The sequence below is a fragment of the Pseudoalteromonas sp. APC 3358 genome (assembly GCF_030408075.1).
GTDB lineage: Bacteria > Pseudomonadota > Gammaproteobacteria > Enterobacterales > Alteromonadaceae > Pseudoalteromonas > Pseudoalteromonas arctica.
In genome coordinates this window covers 468,595-485,821 of sequence record NZ_JASDCE010000001.1, presented here as the reverse complement: position 1 = coordinate 485,821, position 17,227 = coordinate 468,595, and the positions used below count along the sequence as shown (strand labels likewise).

At 38.6% G+C, this 17,227-nt stretch carries 19 protein-coding genes; 7 read left to right on the top strand and 12 right to left on the bottom strand.

Annotation, left to right across the window (positions count from 1 at the left end):
* Nucleotides 1-169 precede the first annotated feature (169 nt).
* The gene (locus QL995_RS02150) at nt 170-880 is read left to right on the top strand and encodes a transporter substrate-binding domain-containing protein (protein WP_290292235.1); all 711 of its coding nucleotides are present in this window, start codon (nt 170-172) and stop codon (nt 878-880) included.
* Between the two features lie 864 nt (nt 881-1,744).
* On the opposite strand, the gene QL995_RS02145 is transcribed toward QL995_RS02150, so the two are convergent.
* The 11 genes from QL995_RS02145 to QL995_RS02095 all read right to left on the bottom strand — a co-directional run bounded on the left by QL995_RS02145 (nt 1,745) and on the right by QL995_RS02095 (nt 10,220).
* A complete protein-coding gene (locus QL995_RS02145) occupies nt 1,745-1,954 on the bottom strand; it encodes a cold-shock protein (protein WP_002959120.1) in 210 nt (69 codons plus the stop codon).
* 235 nt (nt 1,955-2,189) lie between these two features.
* Entirely contained in the window at nt 2,190-2,906 is a 717-nt protein-coding gene (locus QL995_RS02140) for a hypothetical protein (protein WP_010555226.1), read from the bottom strand.
* The gene (locus tag QL995_RS02135; RefSeq protein WP_197149902.1) at nt 2,903-3,643 is read right to left on the bottom strand and encodes an iron transporter; all 741 of its coding nucleotides are present in this window, start codon (nt 3,641-3,643) and stop codon (nt 2,903-2,905) included. Before QL995_RS02135 ends, QL995_RS02140 begins: the two co-directional genes overlap by 4 nt.
* Nucleotides 3,630-3,983, bottom strand: coding sequence for a cupredoxin domain-containing protein (locus QL995_RS02130; RefSeq protein ID WP_290292228.1), 354 nt, complete (start codon nt 3,981-3,983; stop codon nt 3,630-3,632). Before QL995_RS02130 ends, QL995_RS02135 begins: the two co-directional genes overlap by 14 nt.
* On the bottom strand, nt 3,976-5,289 hold the full coding sequence (locus tag QL995_RS02125; RefSeq protein WP_290292225.1) for an ATP-binding protein: 1,314 nt from the start codon (nt 5,287-5,289) through the stop codon (nt 3,976-3,978). Before QL995_RS02125 ends, QL995_RS02130 begins: the two co-directional genes overlap by 8 nt.
* A 26-nt stretch (nt 5,290-5,315) precedes the next feature.
* A complete protein-coding gene (locus QL995_RS02120) occupies nt 5,316-5,975 on the bottom strand; it encodes a response regulator transcription factor (protein WP_007583549.1) in 660 nt (219 codons plus the stop codon).
* A 7-nt stretch (nt 5,976-5,982) separates the two neighbouring features.
* Nucleotides 5,983-6,630: a hypothetical protein gene (locus tag QL995_RS02115; RefSeq protein WP_165735955.1), complete on the bottom strand. Its 648-nt coding sequence runs from the start codon at nt 6,628-6,630 to the stop codon at nt 5,983-5,985.
* A gap of 21 nt (nt 6,631-6,651) precedes the next feature.
* Entirely contained in the window at nt 6,652-7,422 is a 771-nt protein-coding gene (locus QL995_RS02110; RefSeq protein ID WP_290292220.1) for an SDR family oxidoreductase, read from the bottom strand.
* A complete protein-coding gene (locus tag QL995_RS02105) occupies nt 7,419-8,108 on the bottom strand; it encodes an iron-containing redox enzyme family protein (protein WP_290292217.1) in 690 nt (229 codons plus the stop codon). Before QL995_RS02105 ends, QL995_RS02110 begins: the two co-directional genes overlap by 4 nt.
* Nucleotides 8,101-9,570 carry an AMP-binding protein gene (locus QL995_RS02100; protein ID WP_290292215.1) on the bottom strand — a complete coding sequence of 490 codons (1,470 nt, stop codon included), beginning with the start codon at nt 9,568-9,570 and terminating at the stop codon, nt 8,101-8,103. The genes QL995_RS02105 and QL995_RS02100 overlap by 8 nt, the downstream gene beginning before the upstream one ends.
* Complete coding sequence (locus QL995_RS02095; RefSeq protein WP_290292466.1) at nt 9,567-10,220, bottom strand: thermostable hemolysin; 654 nt, start codon at nt 10,218-10,220, stop codon at nt 9,567-9,569. The genes QL995_RS02100 and QL995_RS02095 overlap by 4 nt, the downstream gene beginning before the upstream one ends.
* A gap of 274 nt (nt 10,221-10,494) precedes the next feature.
* On the opposite strand from QL995_RS02095, the gene QL995_RS02090 reads away from it, so the two are divergent.
* The 5 genes from QL995_RS02090 (at nt 10,495) to QL995_RS02070 (ending at nt 14,730) form a co-directional block, all read left to right on the top strand.
* Nucleotides 10,495-11,118 carry a fused MFS/spermidine synthase gene (locus QL995_RS02090; protein WP_010555216.1) on the top strand — a complete coding sequence of 208 codons (624 nt, stop codon included), beginning with the start codon at nt 10,495-10,497 and terminating at the stop codon, nt 11,116-11,118.
* Nucleotides 11,111-11,995, top strand: a complete 885-nt coding sequence (locus tag QL995_RS02085) for a fused MFS/spermidine synthase (RefSeq protein ID WP_121953523.1) — start codon at nt 11,111-11,113, stop codon at nt 11,993-11,995. The genes QL995_RS02090 and QL995_RS02085 overlap by 8 nt, the downstream gene beginning before the upstream one ends.
* A 134-nt stretch (nt 11,996-12,129) precedes the next feature.
* On the top strand, nt 12,130-12,597 hold the full coding sequence (locus QL995_RS02080) for a MarR family transcriptional regulator (protein ID WP_007583567.1): 468 nt from the start codon (nt 12,130-12,132) through the stop codon (nt 12,595-12,597).
* 8 nt (nt 12,598-12,605) lie between these two features.
* On the top strand, nt 12,606-13,670 hold the full coding sequence (locus QL995_RS02075; protein ID WP_024591513.1) for an HlyD family secretion protein: 1,065 nt from the start codon (nt 12,606-12,608) through the stop codon (nt 13,668-13,670).
* Between the two features lie 10 nt (nt 13,671-13,680).
* Nucleotides 13,681-14,730, top strand: a complete 1,050-nt coding sequence (locus QL995_RS02070) for a DUF2955 domain-containing protein (RefSeq protein WP_282114135.1) — start codon at nt 13,681-13,683, stop codon at nt 14,728-14,730.
* A 137-nt stretch (nt 14,731-14,867) separates the two neighbouring features.
* Here the strand turns inward: QL995_RS02070 and QL995_RS02065 are convergent, their stop codons facing one another.
* On the bottom strand, nt 14,868-16,025 hold the full coding sequence (locus tag QL995_RS02065; RefSeq protein WP_290292203.1) for a benzoate/H(+) symporter BenE family transporter: 1,158 nt from the start codon (nt 16,023-16,025) through the stop codon (nt 14,868-14,870).
* A gap of 379 nt (nt 16,026-16,404) precedes the next feature.
* Between QL995_RS02065 and QL995_RS02060 the strand changes: the two genes are divergently transcribed.
* Entirely contained in the window at nt 16,405-17,109 is a 705-nt protein-coding gene (locus QL995_RS02060; protein WP_010555212.1) for a hypothetical protein, read from the top strand.
* Nucleotides 17,110-17,227 lie beyond the last annotated feature (118 nt).

Below are 17,227 nucleotides of genomic sequence, written 5' to 3'. Positions count from 1 at the left end.
CAACTACTTCTAACCTCGAACCACCTATCTATCTAGCCCCCTTTATAGTTATACATAACTCAAATAAACCAATATCTTAGTAACAAGTTCACATAAATAATTTTTGTGTTTTTCATATTTTCAGCCACACTTATTATTACTTAAGCTAACCGAATGACGATTCGCTATTGTGAAATATATTCTTTATTCTCTTTTTTTAATTTGCTCTGTGTATGTTCAAGCAAAGGAAGCCCTGCTTGTTGTTACAGAGTTAGCACCACCAAACCAAGTATTGATTAATGGCGAGGTAGCAGGTGAAGGTACTCAGTTTATTAGAGATATATTTGCTGAGGCTGATCTCACACCTAACATTCAAATGTATCCTTGGGCACGTGCTTATAAAATTGCAGATGAGTTAAAAAACACCTTTATATACAGCCTTGCACGCACTGTAGAGCGAGAAAATAAATTTTATTGGATTGGACCAGTTGGACGATTTGAGCTGGGCTTTATCGGCCTATCAGAGCGAAATGATCTTATTATAAATAATACTGAACAAGCAAAAGTGTATAAAATTGCAATGCAACGCAATGACTTTTCAACACAAACCCTCACGAAACTTGGATTTGAAGTTGTTTTAACCTCTGATATTCAAAAATCATACTCTTTACTATTAGCTAAAAAAGTAGATTTAATTGTAGACGATCCTTTATATATGCGGCAGATGAGCGACTACCTAAAGCTCAAACCAGCACACTTAAGGTTTATCTATAAAATAGATGAGCTAACAATTGATGCTTATTTAGCTGCGAATAAAAAAACAGATATGCGTTTAATTGAAGCGCTGCAAGCTGCATTTTTAAAAATAAAGCAAAATAAAGGGCTGCCTTACGAAAGATAAATCATTGAAGGTAAGTATGCTTATGGGCGACAAAATCATCTTTCATTTTTAACTTTTTATATTCTTCATAAAATTGCTTTATGACATGCTCTGGTACTGATTTATTAAATGCAATGTAATTGCTCACAAGCTTAGGAAGAAGTAATTCTTGCACTTCACTGCGTCAGTTGCTTTATATCCAAAGAGTTCTAGCTATACTTTATTGTAACTTTTGAACCTAAATTAGATCTATTTTTCTTTTTAAAAACAAATCCATATATTGTTTTCGCCTCCAAACATTAGTAAGTTTTCGCCCGCTTTAAAACCAATTTTATATACGCCTAGAGCTGAATTTTTTTTTCGGCGTAAAATTTAGACCGCATACTTAATGGAATTGGTATAACTTACTTATCAGCTTTGAGCTTATAAAAGAAAGTTTGACTCGCGCCAGTGGCCCAGCCCAATAAAATGGTGGGTCACGTTCGATGTTTTTAATTATTGAGACAATGCCAAAGTAAGGGGCTTTTAAACTAAGTTATAAGCACGCTTCCAAGGAAGCAATTTAAACTCGCAGGTTATATCAATAGCTGTGCAAATATCTTTTACAATATCGAGAGTACTACTAACAAGCTGGTCTTTGTCGTTTTGAATTTGTTGTTTTGAAATTATAAGGGAGAAATGTTCGGTATAAATTACAAGCTTAAACTCACTTGCATTAGCACAATGGCTTAGAAGAATAGAAAAACGAATATTAGGAGGGGCTAAATAATAGCAATATCATTTAGTTAATTTACAGTGATAATGGGCGTTGCTTGGTTTGAGTCAAATTTCAGACACAAAAAAAGCGCCTTAAGCGCTTTTTTTCATTTTACTTAAAAAGTAAAATTATACAGCTGTGATGTTATCAGCTTGTGGACCTTTTTGACCTTGTGAAAGAGTAAACTCTACACGTTGGCCTTCAGCTAAAGTTTTGAAACCTTCGCTTTTGATTGCTGAGAAATGTGCGAAAACGTCTGGGCCATTTTCTTGCTCGATGAAACCAAAACCTTTAGACTCGTTAAACCACTTAACTGTACCTGATACGATGTTAGACATTGTAATATCCTGAAATAAAAATAAAAATATGCTCATAAGAGCGGGTGTAGCAAAAAATGAGATGGTACTTTAAAAACTTCAGGACGGTACTACAAGTATTACTTATATCGAAATGGAGATTTATAGCTTACATGCTTTCTTTCTAGCTGCGGCCCACTATATAGAGTTTAAATAATATGTCAAGTACCTATCTATAATCAGAATGATAAACAACCAAAACAGCTATCATTGGTTATTAAAATTCAAATTCTAATGCGAGCCTAAAACTATGGTTTTTTTCTGATTGGCTTATCTCAGTGATGAAACCCGCTTCCCATTTTAATTGCTTTTGCCCATCAAAGCGCTGTAAACCTATAAAGCCAGGCCCTATACCAATAAAGTCTTCACCTACGTAAACCTCTATAGAAGGCTGGAAAGCAGAGCGATATCGATAGCGATATTGTGCTCTAAACTCACTTTCCCATTCGTTTTTAATGTCTTGCCCCCACTCATAAACCAAAAAAGCATTTAGCGTAAGACTTGTTTTTCCAAATTCTTTTTCGATCACAAAACCCGAGGTTGCCTCATACACATCTTCGTTATGCTTTTTTTCAAGCTCAAATAACGCGCCCCAATCAGCCCATAATTTACCTTGTTCAATTAATTGCCAACGTAGCTCAAGCTCATAAGCTTCTAATCCAAAGTCGCCGTTATCGTCTCGCTCACCAACTAAATAGCCTTCGAGTGCCATTGTATCGTTAATAGCACCACCGCCACCCAAACGCTGCGCTAGTATGTTGCCACTATCTGTTTGGTGCGACACTAATCGCCACTCAAACTCACGCTCAAAAGGCAAAACATAGGGGTGATATACCTTATCAACAACAATACCATCGGCCTTTGCTTGGATTGAGAATACCAACAAACAAAGAGCGGTAAAACTAAGCGCTGAATATAGGTTGAGTGCTTTCATACACGTTCCTTAGTTATTGAAGCCGAAATAACATAACAAAGTAATAAAAATAACACGCTGCTTGTACTATATATAAGTACACTCATTAAATCAGGAGTGGCCTCGTAACCAACAAGAGCACGCAGTACGCGGCCTAGCTCAGAGTTTTCGCTTAACAAATTACGTAAATCCCACACTGTTGAGGTGTTTGTAATTAAATCTATTTGGCTTGCCAAATCCAGTGCAACTAGTAACTTAGCCGCGCTGTTAAAAGCAAGCAAAGTAAAAAGCGGGTACATACCAAAACGGTGCTTAATTGCATTCATTAAAAAGTACAGCAATACGCTAAAACTTAAACAAATTCCCACACCTAATAAAGTGCCAATAAATAAGCTTTGCCCTGCATCATTATTTTGCCAAAAACTGGTGAGGTAAATAATATAATGGCTTAAATACAGCGTTATTATGCTTATAACTGCGATATAAAATGCCGCTGACTTTTGCTTTAGTGCAAATACCAATACAGCAATAAATATAGTAATACATAGCCCTATTTGTGAGTACTCTAACCCTTGGTGTTCAAACCACTGGCTCACCCACGACGCACTTTGCATGTACAAAAACGACATTATCGCGCCTATTAATAAAGCAGACCCTATTTTTAAAGAGCTTTGTTTTTTAACTACTTGTAGTAATACTAATAAAATAGCCACTGGTAGTAATTGGTTAAGGCTCATGACTAAACTAGTTATTAGCATGCTGCGCCCCTTCATCGTTAACTATAACAACGCCCCTTGCTGTATTTGGCGAAAACTCACCAAAAAACTCGTAATGCCCTTTACTTAGCGGCCCTATATAAATAATGCTTTTACGATTTGGGTAGAGTACTTTCTCTCTGTTTAGATCAAAGCTATCAAACTCTTCTGGTGTGCTGTCTTGGTTTTCTATCAATAGTTTTACTTTTTTATTTGTGGGAATAATTATTTGTGAGGGATAAAACAAATGATCTTTTAAAATAATAAGGTACTCTTTACTCGCCGCGTTAAACGACAAAAATAGCAAACAACAAAGACATTGATTGAATAAACGTTTAGTCACTTTTTACTCCTGTAAAAGTAACCTTAACGGTTAGTCCGCCTAAAGGGCTATTCGCTAAATGAATACTTGCGCCATAAATAGCAATTATGTGTTGAACAATCGCCATACCTAAACCCGCACCTTGCTCGCCTGATGGATGTTGATCGCCACCTACGCGATAAAAGCGATTAAATATTCGCTCTTTTTGCTCTTCAGTCATGCCCGCACCAGAATCATCAATTTGCCAACTATAGCTGTTATTACTTGATGCTAATTTAATTATTATTTGACCATTATTGGGGGTGTATTTTATGGCATTGCTAAGTAAATTAGCGATGAGTGTGGTTAATGTAAACTCATCACCATTAATTACAAAATCATCACCTTCGAGGCTAATCGTTTGGTTTTTTTCATCTATTTTGTCGTATTGCTCCGATACAACTTGTTGAGTAATCGTTAGCAATGATTGTTCGCTAAACTGCCTCTGCCATTGTTCAGGCTGAGTGCGCCCTAAAATTAGCATTTGTTCAACAATATTACTTAAGCGATTAATGCCCTGCGACATAGCTTGGAGTTCTTGATGGTTTTGCGAGTTGCTTTGCTTACTAGCTAAATTGTGTACATTAATTTTTAAACTACTGAGCGGGGTACGTAATTCGTGAGCTGCATCTGAGGCAAAAAAGCGCTCTCGTAAGTAGGCAGTTTCTACGCGCTTAAATAAGTCGTTTAAACGATTAATAACAGGTTTAATTTCCTCGTCGGTTACCTGCCAGTTAATTGGCGTAAAGTCGTTTGCTTGGCGAGTAGCCAGCTGCTTAGATAATCGAGTAAGAGGGGCTAATGCGTATTTAACAAAAAAGCTAATAAAAATAGCAAGCAGAGGGACTGCCCATAGCATAGGTAACATTGCAGATAAAATAACGGCTTCAGCTAATTCAAACCGCTTTGCCATAGGTTCAGCAACAATGACTTTACGGGTATTTTTTCTCATCACAAACACTCGCATACGCTGCCCTGCTATATTGGCAGTTTGAAAGCCCTCGCTAAAACTAATTTGGTTATTCGTTAAACTCGATGAGCCACTAAGTAAACTATTATTTTGCCAGATTTGATACAACAACTGAGCACTATTATTGCTTACTTGTACTGCATTTGTGCTTAGTGCTAATGGTTGTTCAATTAAAACGCCAGCCACTATTTTAAGTTCATTATCAAGCAATTTTTCGCCGTGGCGCATGCTTTTTTGATAGCCTTTTACTAATGCTAAAAAGCAAGTTAGCACCATCATTGAAAGTAAAATTAAGGTCAGACGTTTACGAATAGACATTTTCAACCTCGAAAGATAAACACACCCTAACGCTTACCAACCACGTAACCAATGCCACGTAAGGTTTTAATAAAATCGCTAGGGAATTTTTTACGAAGATGATGAATATGCACCTCTATGGTATTAGAGCCAACTTCTTCACCCCATTGGTAAAGTTTGTTTTCGAGTTGTTGTTTTGATTGCACCCTTCCCTGATTTTCCATCAGCGCCTTTAAAAGCATGTATTCTTTTCGCGGCAGTGTAAGTGACTGCCCACTTAGTGTAACTGTATGAGCTGATGTATCCATTACCACATCACCACAGCGCAATAAGCTTGATTGTGTTTGGTTAATGCGCCGACTTGCTACACGTAAACGGGCAAATAGCTCAGCGGGGTCAAACGGCTTTGCAAGGTAATCGTCAGCGCCCATGTCAAGCCCTTGGACTTTGTCATCAATACTGCCGCGAGCAGTTAAAATAACCACCGGAATAACTTTTTTTTGTGCTTTAATATGCTTTAAAACTTGCGAGCCGTCGCCATCAGGTAATCCTAAATCGAGAATAACAAGCTCAATCTCACCACTAGAAAGGCACTCTAAGGCATGCTTAACTGTGCCACTATGCTCTACGCTGTAGCCCTCTTGACGCAAAGAGCGAATAAGCCCTTGCGCCACTAAATGATCGTCCTCAACGAGTAATAAATGCATTATGTGTTTATCTTTTTAGTTTTTTATCTACTTTTACCAATAGCTGGCTTATTGCTTGTTGGCGATATTCATCTGCTTTTGCCCGAGTATCACGAATGCCCGCAGCTTGTGCTACAAGTAGTCGTGCTTTAGCTTGTTTATAATCGCCTTCGTCATACAAATATTCACCGTATAAGTAATTAGTATCAATGCCTTCGAGATTAAAAGCGAGCGCTTGTTTAAATAATTTTTCAGCTTTGTCGTCATCACCAAAACCAATTGGCCAACCGGGTACTTTGCTATAAAGCGTTGCAAGGCTTGCGTAAGCTGAGCCATTTAATGCACTGCCATCTATTGAGAGTGCATTTTCGAGTGACGTTTTTGCCTCTTTTGCTAAACCAAGTGCACCCAACCCGCCTTTTGCGCCTGCAAAACTGGCTAACACAATACCATTCCAAATATGTGTTTGTGCCGAGTTTGGGTAGTTTTTAACAAACAATGCACTTTGCTCACTTAGTTGCGTAAACGCGTCTATTTGCGCATCATCTTCAAGTTCGTAATTAGCAATTGCCCACTTTTGTTGAATAGAGGTTAAGTCTTGTGTTTCATCTGCGTGTACTGCGGTTGCAAATACAGTTGTTAATACTAAATAAAATGCGAGTATAAATTTATACATAATTTTGCCCTTGTGTGTTTGTTAACTTAAAAAACGTTTAATTTTAGGAAGTTGTTTTGCAATAGCGTTATCAACAACGCTTGGGAATGCGCCATTTATGCGTGCAAATAATTTTTCAGGAAAACCAATAAAACGCCTTGTTTGATTCGAATTTATAAGTGCTAATAACTCTTGAGCAACTAATTCTGGCGAGTCCATTTTATTACCGAGTTCTTTATTCATTGCACGCGCTTTACTGCTATTAATAGATGTATCTGTTGCTCTAGGCGCTAAATAGGTCACTTTAACGCCTAAACCATCCAACTCACGCGAGAGCGCTTCTGTAAAACCACGTAAACCAAATTTACTGGCGCAATAAAGTGTTTGAAACGGGTAGCCAATACTGCCAAACGATGAGCCCACGTTAACAATGGTGCCTTTGGTATACGCTAACTGCCCTAAAAATAGCTGGCATAATTTAATAGGCACCGACAAATTAGTAATGAGCATATTATCTATTTGCTCATTACTTGTGTGCTCTAAGCTTTGCATTGTATTTATACCGGCATTGTTAATAAGTAACTTAACGCCGCCGAGTTGCTTGGCTTTTATTGCTAGGTTAATGCGTGTTGTATCGTCGGTTAGGTCGCCTATAAATATTTCACTGTCAGGGCATGCACGGCTCAGTTTTTCAAGGGCTTGGGTATTTCGCCCTACAAGCAGTAACTTCCACCCTTTTGCATATAGGGCTTTAGCAATCGCTTGCCCTATTCCGCCTGTTGCGCCAGTGAGCACACATAAAGCGCTACTCATGCCAATTTACCTTGTGCACTTGCTTTAAAAAACGGTTCGTCATCGAGCCCACGAAATATATCGCCGTATAAACGATAAAAGCGCTTTGCACCATGGAGTATGGCTTGTTGATCCGCCTCATCTGTTATTTGGTTCATTAGGTTTTCAAAAAACTTTACATGCTCTATATCAAGTGCGCCGTGAGAGGTTAAATAACTAAATGCTTTTTTAGGTAAGCCCACAGCATTTGCAATATTTGAAGCTGCGCCATCAGCAAGCGCTATAGAAGTGCCTTCAAGCACATGCACCATGCCAAAAAAGCTCAATGGATTTTTACGTGTAATGGAGTCGTACGCATACGACACCATCATTTCGGTAGCGTATTGCGGCTGACTACACCGCACTGTCTCTTTGTCAAAACCACAGGCTGCAATATCATTGAGTACCCACTCTTGATGGCCTATCTCTTCTTCAATGTATTCTGCGACGGCTTCGCGCAGCCACTCTTGATCGTCGGTTAATCGCGCACCAACCGACATCATTAATGGCACGGTGTGCTTAACATGGTGGTACGCTTGCGCTAAAAACGAGGCGTATTCTTCAAGTGATGCTTCGCCTTTAAAAACACGCTGAATAATAGGCGCTGCAAGCAAGTAGTTTTGCTCTTGTTTAGTTTGCTCTTTGAGGGTGTTAAAAAAATCACTCATTAATTACTTCTCCAAGTCGGTAAAATTGATCAAACACAGCATGGTACTGCTTACTTATGGCATCTCGTTTTGGACGATTATTTGTGGTTAATAATCCTTGTTGCATACTTAATGGGGCAGTTAAACGATGCCATTTTTGAATTCGTGCATAGTCGGGTAGTTGTTTATTAATTGCGTTAATGTATTGTTCTAACACTGGGTTACTTAGCTTTGAATCGGCATAAATAATGGCGGTTAAAAAAGGTCGACCTTCACCAAACACAACCGCTTGTAAAATACCGCTTTGACTTAGTAATAGTGATTCAGGCCACTCGGCACTGATATTGCGCCCCATGCTGGTAATAATTAGGTTTTTTAGGCGGCCTTTAATAAATAAAGTATTTTTACGCTGATCGACCAGATCGCCGGTTGCATACCACTGGTTTTTGTCGTGAGGTTGATGATTTAAGTAACCTAAAAACAAATCGCCTTTTATAAAAAGCTGGCCATTTTCAATTTTGGTTTGAATATGAGGTAACACAGAGCCTGCACTGTGAAGGTTATCGTTTGTGGGCGTATTTAAACTAACTACAGATGCCGCCTCAGAAAGACCATAACCTTGGTATACCGGTAAATTTAAGCTACGCGCTTTGGTTAATAGCATTTCGCTGACACGCGCACCACCTACTGCAATAAACTGTAACGACCTAGGCGGTTGCCACCCATCTTCTGCAAAAGCAACTAAGCATGCTAATAGTTCAGGCACTAAAATAAGCGTATTTGGCTTAACTTTATCAATAGCAGCTATAAGCTGTGCGGGCTGTTTTAATGCAGTTCCAACAAATCCTAATTCATTTAACGGCATTAAATGCACTGTACCGCCACTTTTTAAAGGGGCATACACACCGGCTATATTTTCAAGCAATACAGCAAGCGGCAATAAACATAAATGAACAGGCTTTTTAATATTAATTTTATCGCACAGAGATTGGGCTACCTGCATTTGACTCTTTGCAGATAAACACACGCCTTTTGGTTGCCCAGTCGATCCTGATGTAAACGTTACTTTTTGAGTTTCTGGAAAATAACTGACGGGTTTAACTACAACGATTTCGTAAATATATAATGTGTAAAACTCAAATAAAGTAATCGATGCAGTCGGCTCCCAAAGTAAAGGGTTTAGCGTGTCGCTAATAAATAAATGTGCGCCGCATTGCGCTAGTACATATTGAGTTTGTTGTTCACTAAAAAAGTGAGCTATTGGCACAGCCACTTTATTAGAAACCGCTGTAGCGGCATCAATAACAAGCCAAGCTGGCGTATTATCGAGCTTATAAGCGACACATTTGCCGTTAAAGCCTTGTAGTATTTTTACTACTTTTTGTATTTGCTGGTTAAACTCATCACCGTTAATTTCAAGTGTTTGCTCTTTATTATGGGCAATAATTAATGGCGATATTGAATGTGTATTATAGTAATTCATACGTTCACCAATGCATTTACCAAAGAATTGATATTTGAGTGGTTTTGCTGCATCAAACTATAAAGCATTGGGGTATTTAGTACTTGTTGGTGAGCTTGCTCTAGGCTCACAATGCATACTGTTGGTTGGTTGGCGTAATAGCTGCCCCACTTTAATGGGTTCTCAACTACAAAACTGCTCGCAAGTGCAATTTCGGTACACGTAACACCAAGTAAGCGCAATAAAGCACGCACCTTGTTGGTTGCACAAAACACTAAATGTTTTGCCCCCACACTTTGCAGAGCTTCGTTAACAATAATAAAATGTGCAAGTGTTGCTCTTCGGTTTGTAGAGCAGAGATTACCAAGTTCAAAAATTTTATTGCGAGAAATACTTTCATCTAAAAAATCTTCAACGGGTGATGCTAAATATTGCTCAATAAACAATGGCGAAGTTGCTTGCCTTAGCCCTAACGTGCACTTTCCTTGCTCGGTAACGTATTGGCAAAGTAGTGGCATAAAAGAAGTAAGCTTAGCGTTATACGCAACTAAAAAACCTTCTTTCACTGTATTTTCGAGATTTTTTCGATGCACATCATTAATACGAGCACTAATAAACTGACTGTTATTTTGTGTTAAATCTAATGATGTAGAAGTGTGGGCTAATTGCATAAGCTCGCTCATTTAAACCTGTTTATATTTCAGGGTTTAAACTTAACGAGTGAAACTTAAAGAAAACTTAAGAAAAAATTAATTTAAATGAAAAAGCGTCTTAAGTGTTAAATCGCGAGGGCCTAGGCAAGCTAAATAGATCAGAATTCAACTAACTAACAAATCGCTATAACAAAACTTCTTTTTTAAATTAAACTTAGGTCAACAGGCTCTAGCAGCTTTGTATGCATCACGTTAGTATGGTGATCTATTTAAGTTACATAACGATAATTACATGAGCATAAAAACAAACGCGTTAATTTACTTTTTAGCTTTTTGCAGCGGCTTTTGCATAATGGGCATTGAGCTTTTAGGTGGGAGAATTCTTGCCCCCTTTTTTGGCAGTAGCGTGCATATTTGGGGCAGTATAATTACTGTGTTTATGCTTAGTTTATCTTTTGGGTATTTACTTGGTGGTAAACTCAGCACTAAAAATGCATCCCTTACCAAATATGGTTTAATATTTTTAATTGCCAGCATTATGGTTGTGCCTATTACATTATTTTCGCAGCCTATAATGGAATTTATATTTACCCATATTGAAGATAGCCGCTATGGCTCACTCTTAGCGTCAACTGCTTTATTTTTTATACCTACCGTTATTTTAGGCATGATCTCGCCCTACTCTGTGCGCTTACTGGTAACAGATAGCGATAAAAGCGGCCAAGTGGCTGGGCGTTTATACTTTGTAAGTACGCTTGGCAGTGCCCTGGGTACTATAATTACCTCGTTTTACTTTGTGCTCGCGTTTGACGTGAATACAATTATTAGCGCCTTTGCTTTAACGCTTGGGTCACTGGGTTTAGTCGCGATTGCTATTAATACCTTGGCTAATAATAAGGGGCTTGCTCATGCTTAAATATTTGCTACTGCCATTAATTGTGTTTTCAGGTTCTGCGTTTAGTAACGTTATTCATGAAGAACGCTCGCTTTATCGCAATATTATTGTTGAAGAAACGAGCGACTTACGTTGCCTTAAATTTAATACTAAAAGTAGCCAAACAAGCCAAAGTTGCATGTATAAAAGCAATCCCGACAAACTTGTTTTTAATTACACAAAATTGACGTTTGCGAGCCTTTTAGTAACCGACAACCCTAAAAGTGTACTTATTATAGGATTGGGTGGCGGTACACTTTCTAACGTTATTCATGAGCTATACCCCACTGCAAATATTCATAATGTTGAAATAGATCCTGCAGTAACTAAAGTTGCACGCGATTACTTTAACTTTATAGAAAACGACTTAGTGACATCAAGCGTGCAAGATGGCCGTATTTTTATAAAGCGCGCCGCTATTAAAAAGCAAAAGTACGATTGGATTATTTTGGATGCGTTTAACGGTGACTATATTCCGGAGCATTTGCTCACTAAAGAGTTTTTTGAAGAAGTACAAAGCGTATTAGCCGATGGTGGCGTTATTGCCGCAAATACGTTTTCAAGTAGTAAACTTTATGAGCATGAGTCGGCAACTTACCACGCTGTATTTGGCGACTTTATAAATGTAAGCCGCGAAAATCGCAGCAACCGTATTATTTTAGCGGGGCTTAAATCAATACCGAGCGAAGCGCAAATTAACACGCGTGTTAATGCTCTCGCCCCTAAATTAGTAAAATACGGTGTAGATATAAAAGCGATTAGCCAACTTATGCACTTTACTAAAGACGGCCAAGATTGGCCTGCAGATACAAAAGTACTTACCGATCAATACTCCCCAGCTAATTTACTTAACTTTTAAAATCCCCTAAACCTCACCATTTTTTTACAGGTGAGGTTTAGCAAATATTTTGCCACTTCCCGCACTTACACATATTTACTTAGCAAGCTAAGTAATGATAAAATAGTTAGCTTGCTAACTATGTTGGGATGGCTATGCCTACACAAAAACCTTTTCACGAGACGCTCGATTTAACAGTTATCGGTAATATGGGCCGAGTTCATCGCTTATGCCGCGAAGCAGTAACCATTGCTGTTGAGCCTTTGGGGCTTACTCAGTCGCGCTGGACCGCACTAATGCATATAAATATGCGTGGTGAGGGACTAACACAACTTGAACTTGCTAATAGCTTAGGGATAGAAATGCCTTCACTGACTCGCACGCTTAAGCAATTAGAGGAGCAATCGTTAATCGTTCGCCGTGTAGACAAACATGATAAGCGCAGTAAAAGACTCTATTTTACTGAGCAAAGTGATGCCATTTTACATTCATTGCAAGAGACCATTTCCGATATAAAAAATCAGTTATACAGCGGTTTATCTGTTGAGCAGCTAGATGCCATTGCATTTGGTTTGATCAAAATAGAGCAAAACGCCCTTAAATGTATTCAAGTTAATAAGTAAGGCTAAAAATGACACCGGATCAAAAGTTTGCACGCTATGTAAGGTTTTCTCTCATAGGGTTTATCTTAGTATTTATTTACTATTTAGTGGCCGATATGGTTTTGCCTGTGACACCACAGGCACGTGTATACCACCCTGTTGTGCAAATATCACCGCAAATTAGTGGCCGAGTCACTAGTGTGCAAGTTAATAATAACCAATCAGTTAAAGCGGGCGATATATTATTTAGTATCGATGAAGGCCCATATAATTTAGCCAAAGAGCAAGCTCAACTCGCGCTTGATGATGCCAAATTACAAAACAAGCGTCTTGATACCAATGTTAAAGCCCTTGAAGCACAAATTAGTGCCGCAAATGCTAAGCAGCATGAGCAAAAGCTATTAAAAAGCAGAGGCGAAAAACTCTATACTCAAAAGTCTATATCGGAGCAAGAGCTTGAAAGCATTCGTGCTAATTTTGAAGCCAGTAAAGCAAATGTTGCGGCTCTAGAAGCGCAGTTAGCTGAAGCAGTTTTAGCTAGAGGTGACTCAGGTAATAAAAACTTAGCTATGCGTCATGCTGCTAACCAGTTAGCGCAGGCTGAGTTAAATTTATCCTACACGCAAGTACGTGCACTAAGTGACGGCGTAGTTGCTAACTTACAATTATTAGACGGCGCGTATGCTGTTGCAGGTAGCCCATTATTAGCTATTGTCGCTAAAAAAGCCGACTTAGTTGCCGACTTTAGAGAAAAGTCACTCTCAAATATGAAGCAAGGCACTCAAGCGCGCGTAGTATTTGATAGCCGCCCAGGTGAAGTTTACGACGCAATACTAGAAACATTTGAAGCAGGTGTTAGCAACGGTCAACTTAGTGCAAATGGTTTACTAAGTACAACAGAAACCAGCAATCGTTGGGTACGCGATGCACAGCGTCAACGTATTCATTTAAAGCTCGTAAATCATCAAGACTTAATAGCGAACATGCCAAGCGGGTCACGTGCAACAGTACAATTATTACCCGAATCGACAATTGGGCAATGGTTTGGCTCTGCACAAATTAGATTTATTAGCTGGTTACACTACATTTATTAATGGAGGCTTTATGACTCAAATTGTTAGCCAAGGCCCACAATTAGACTCTAATGGCCTTCGCCAAGCACTACGCATTGCAGGTGGATGCACCCTTGGCTTTACTATTAGTAAATTAATGAACTGGCCTAATGGTATATTTTTTACCGTTTATCCTATGTTGATATTGGGCATGGTACCTACGTTAAGTCGTGGGCTTATAAATCAATTTATAGCATCTGCTGCATTTAGCGCGCTTATAGTGCTGATAATGCAGGGATTGTTTTCTCACTTGCCAGTCGTTATGACATTGTTAGTGTTTGGTGTTTTCTGCTTTTTATTTTACCAAATGAGTAGCGGTAGTGCCTTTTTATTTGGCGCTTTAGGCGTGATAAGCCTTTCTATTCAGCTACATTTTTCGAGCTATGTTGGTGAAGGAAGTAGTATTTATCCGTTAATTTTAACTAATGGTTTGGCTATATTTTTAACCGTTGTTATTGGAGCACTAATGCATGGCCTATTTCCTGATGTAACCGCAAGGCCCGGGCGAGTAATGCCAGCTAAAGCAAAAGAAAGTATTCGCCATGAGGTATTGTTATGCTCAACCGTGGCTACGCTCTCTTTTGTGGTTTTTCAGGTTCTTGATTTACAAGACTCAATATCTGCGCAGGCAGCATCTGTGCTTATTTTGTTTTCATTGTGCTGGAAAGCCGCTGGTATGGCTGGTTGGCAGCGAGCAATTGGAACGCTTATAGGGTGTAATGCAGCGTTACTATCGCAACTATTTTTGTATAGTCACTCTGATTTTTTACTTTTTCCGATGGCTATTTTATGGATACTTTCGTTTCTTTTTGCGCGTTTTCATATTTTAGGCGGAGGCATACCTGGTATTGGTTTTGGTGTGTTGACTACGTTTGGTATTTTATTTGGGAACTCACTCGGACCAGGCCAAGATCTTGTTTATAGCGCAATGTACCGGTTTAGCTCGGTATCGGTGGCTATAATATTAAGTCTGTGCGTTGTGTATATTATGCACCATATACTTAATCGGTTTAGTGTAACTCGCCATCATACTTTTGATTAGGTAAATCTTTTTTTATAAAACTAAAGGCTGCAATTGCAGCCTTTTTTATAAGCTTAGTTAAGCTATTTTAATGATATAAATAAACTATAATTTTGTTTTGAATACTCACCAGCGGCTCTTTGTACACAATAAAGCTTTTAGTCTTTTTGGGTGATAAGGAGCGTAAGCACACCTGCTATAATCCCCCAAAAGGCAGACCCCACTGAGAGTAATGTTAAGTTAGATGCTGTTACTAAAAAAGTAACAATTGCGGCCTCCGTATATTTAGTACTACTAAGGGCTTGCTGCAAACTATTAGCAATGGTGCCAAATAGCGCAATGCCCGCCAAAGCTAAAATAAGTGCCTGCGGTAAACTTGCTACCAAGCCAACTAATGTAGCTGCGCACAGCGCCATTAAAATATAAAACACACCACCGGCAATACTTGCCCAATAACGTTTATCATGATTTTCATCCGCTTCATCACTCATACAAATAGCAGCAGTAATAGCGGCTAAATTAATAGAATAAGCTCCAAACGGGGCACTAAGCATATTTACAAAACCAGTAACATTAAGAGACGCAGATATAGGCGCTTTATATTTATGCGCTTTTAAAACAGCAATACCCGGTAAATTTTGCGAGGTCATGGTAACTATATAAAGTGGTAAACCTATGCTAATGCATGCTTGCAAGTGAAAAACGGGTTCAATATAAGCAAATTCGCTCATTTTCCAGTGCAGTGCGCTGGTATCAATATGGCCCATTTGCCAAGCGAGTAGTACACCTATAATAAGCACACTTAACATAGCAAAGCGGGCAAAAAAGCGTTTACCAATAAAGTACATAACAACCATTAAGCCAATCACTAAAGGCATGTCGTTCATAAAATTAAAAACATCAATACCAAAGGTAACAAGTACGCCGGCCAACATGGCGCACGCAAGCTCACTTGGAATACGGTTCATTATTTTTTCAAACCAGCCCGTCACCCCCGACAAAAAAACGAGCAATGCACTGAGCATAAACGCGCCAATAGCCTCGTTTAAGTTATACCCTTGTGCACTTGAAATCAGTAATGCAGCCCCCGTGGTAGACCACGCAATTAAAACAGGCACTTTGTAATAGTACGACAAACCTATTGACGTTGTGCCCATCACTAAACCAAGCATTAAAATCCAACTAGCTACTAAATCGGGTGTGCCTCCAAGGGTTATCACCACCTGATAAATCAATGCAATAGAACTCGAAAAACCAATAATTACAGCCACAAGCCCTGCTGTAATTCGGTTAAGCAACTGATCAGACACCTTCATAAATCCCTCGTAATGCCATTTATGCAGCACACAACATACGTGCCCGATAAATGCATTGCAATTAGCGATTAGTTTACAAAGAGTGAAAAAAATTCACTTTTTATTTTTCATTGTAATTAACGTCAAAAAGTCACTTTTAACCATTGTATTTAACTAAACAAACAAGTACCCACAAACGCGCCAAAGGCCGCATAAACCCTACAAAAAACCAATACTAAAAAGAGTGAAAAACATACCAAAAATAAATATCCTTATATTTTATAAGGAATTATGAAATTTAGAATTAATTCTTTTCGGTTACATTTATTATCTTGATCTAATCCATTTAATAATATAAAACGTAACAAACAGTTAACCAAAAACACTAAAAGAGAAACAAATGAAGAGATCTGTCGTCTTACTAATTGCTATACCATTATCGGCATTTGCAGTTTATGGGCTATTTTTTAATGCAGATGAAACGGGCGAACCTATCGCGCCTGTTGCTATTGATTTTGTTCCTATTGATTTACAAAAAACGCGCAATACACATCCCCCTGCACCTATTGATATGAGTAAAGATCCAATTACCGTTAAACCTATTGTTGCCCCTGACAACAGCTTACCGTTTGAAGAATTTGATGCCGTAAATCGCCTATCCGACAAAGCAAAGCAAGTGCTTATAAACGCAAAAGTTTTACCTACCGACTTACATAACGAAGCCTACATTGAGTTTGATTTAAATTCTTTACAGGCTTTAGAAACTGGCGAAAATTTTGATTTAGCTATTCCGCAAACAGCCGAAACATTCACCGCAGAAGTGACTAATGTGGTTGAGTCTGAAAATGGCGATAAGAGCATATTTGGCAAAATAGTGGGTGTTGATGGCCGCATGCATAATACCGTTTTAACGGTAGGTAAAGATGCCGTATATGGTCAATTTACTGCGCCTTCTGGCAATTATGTATTCGAAAGTAAAGGTAAGTACGGATGGATTGCAGCAAAACGCGATTTATATAAAAGCCACATAGAGCATGATGTAACCGCACCAAAACCCAAATCAGATAAAAGCATCGATATATTTGCACCAAAAATTGATGGCTAACCAATAATCAAAATATAAAAAACAACTAAAGCCGCACTATAAGGCAGCTTTAGTGTGTCTGCTTTTTATGAGCTCAACCAAGTTAAAAACAAGTTCCAACCACAACAAGAGTAAGGAA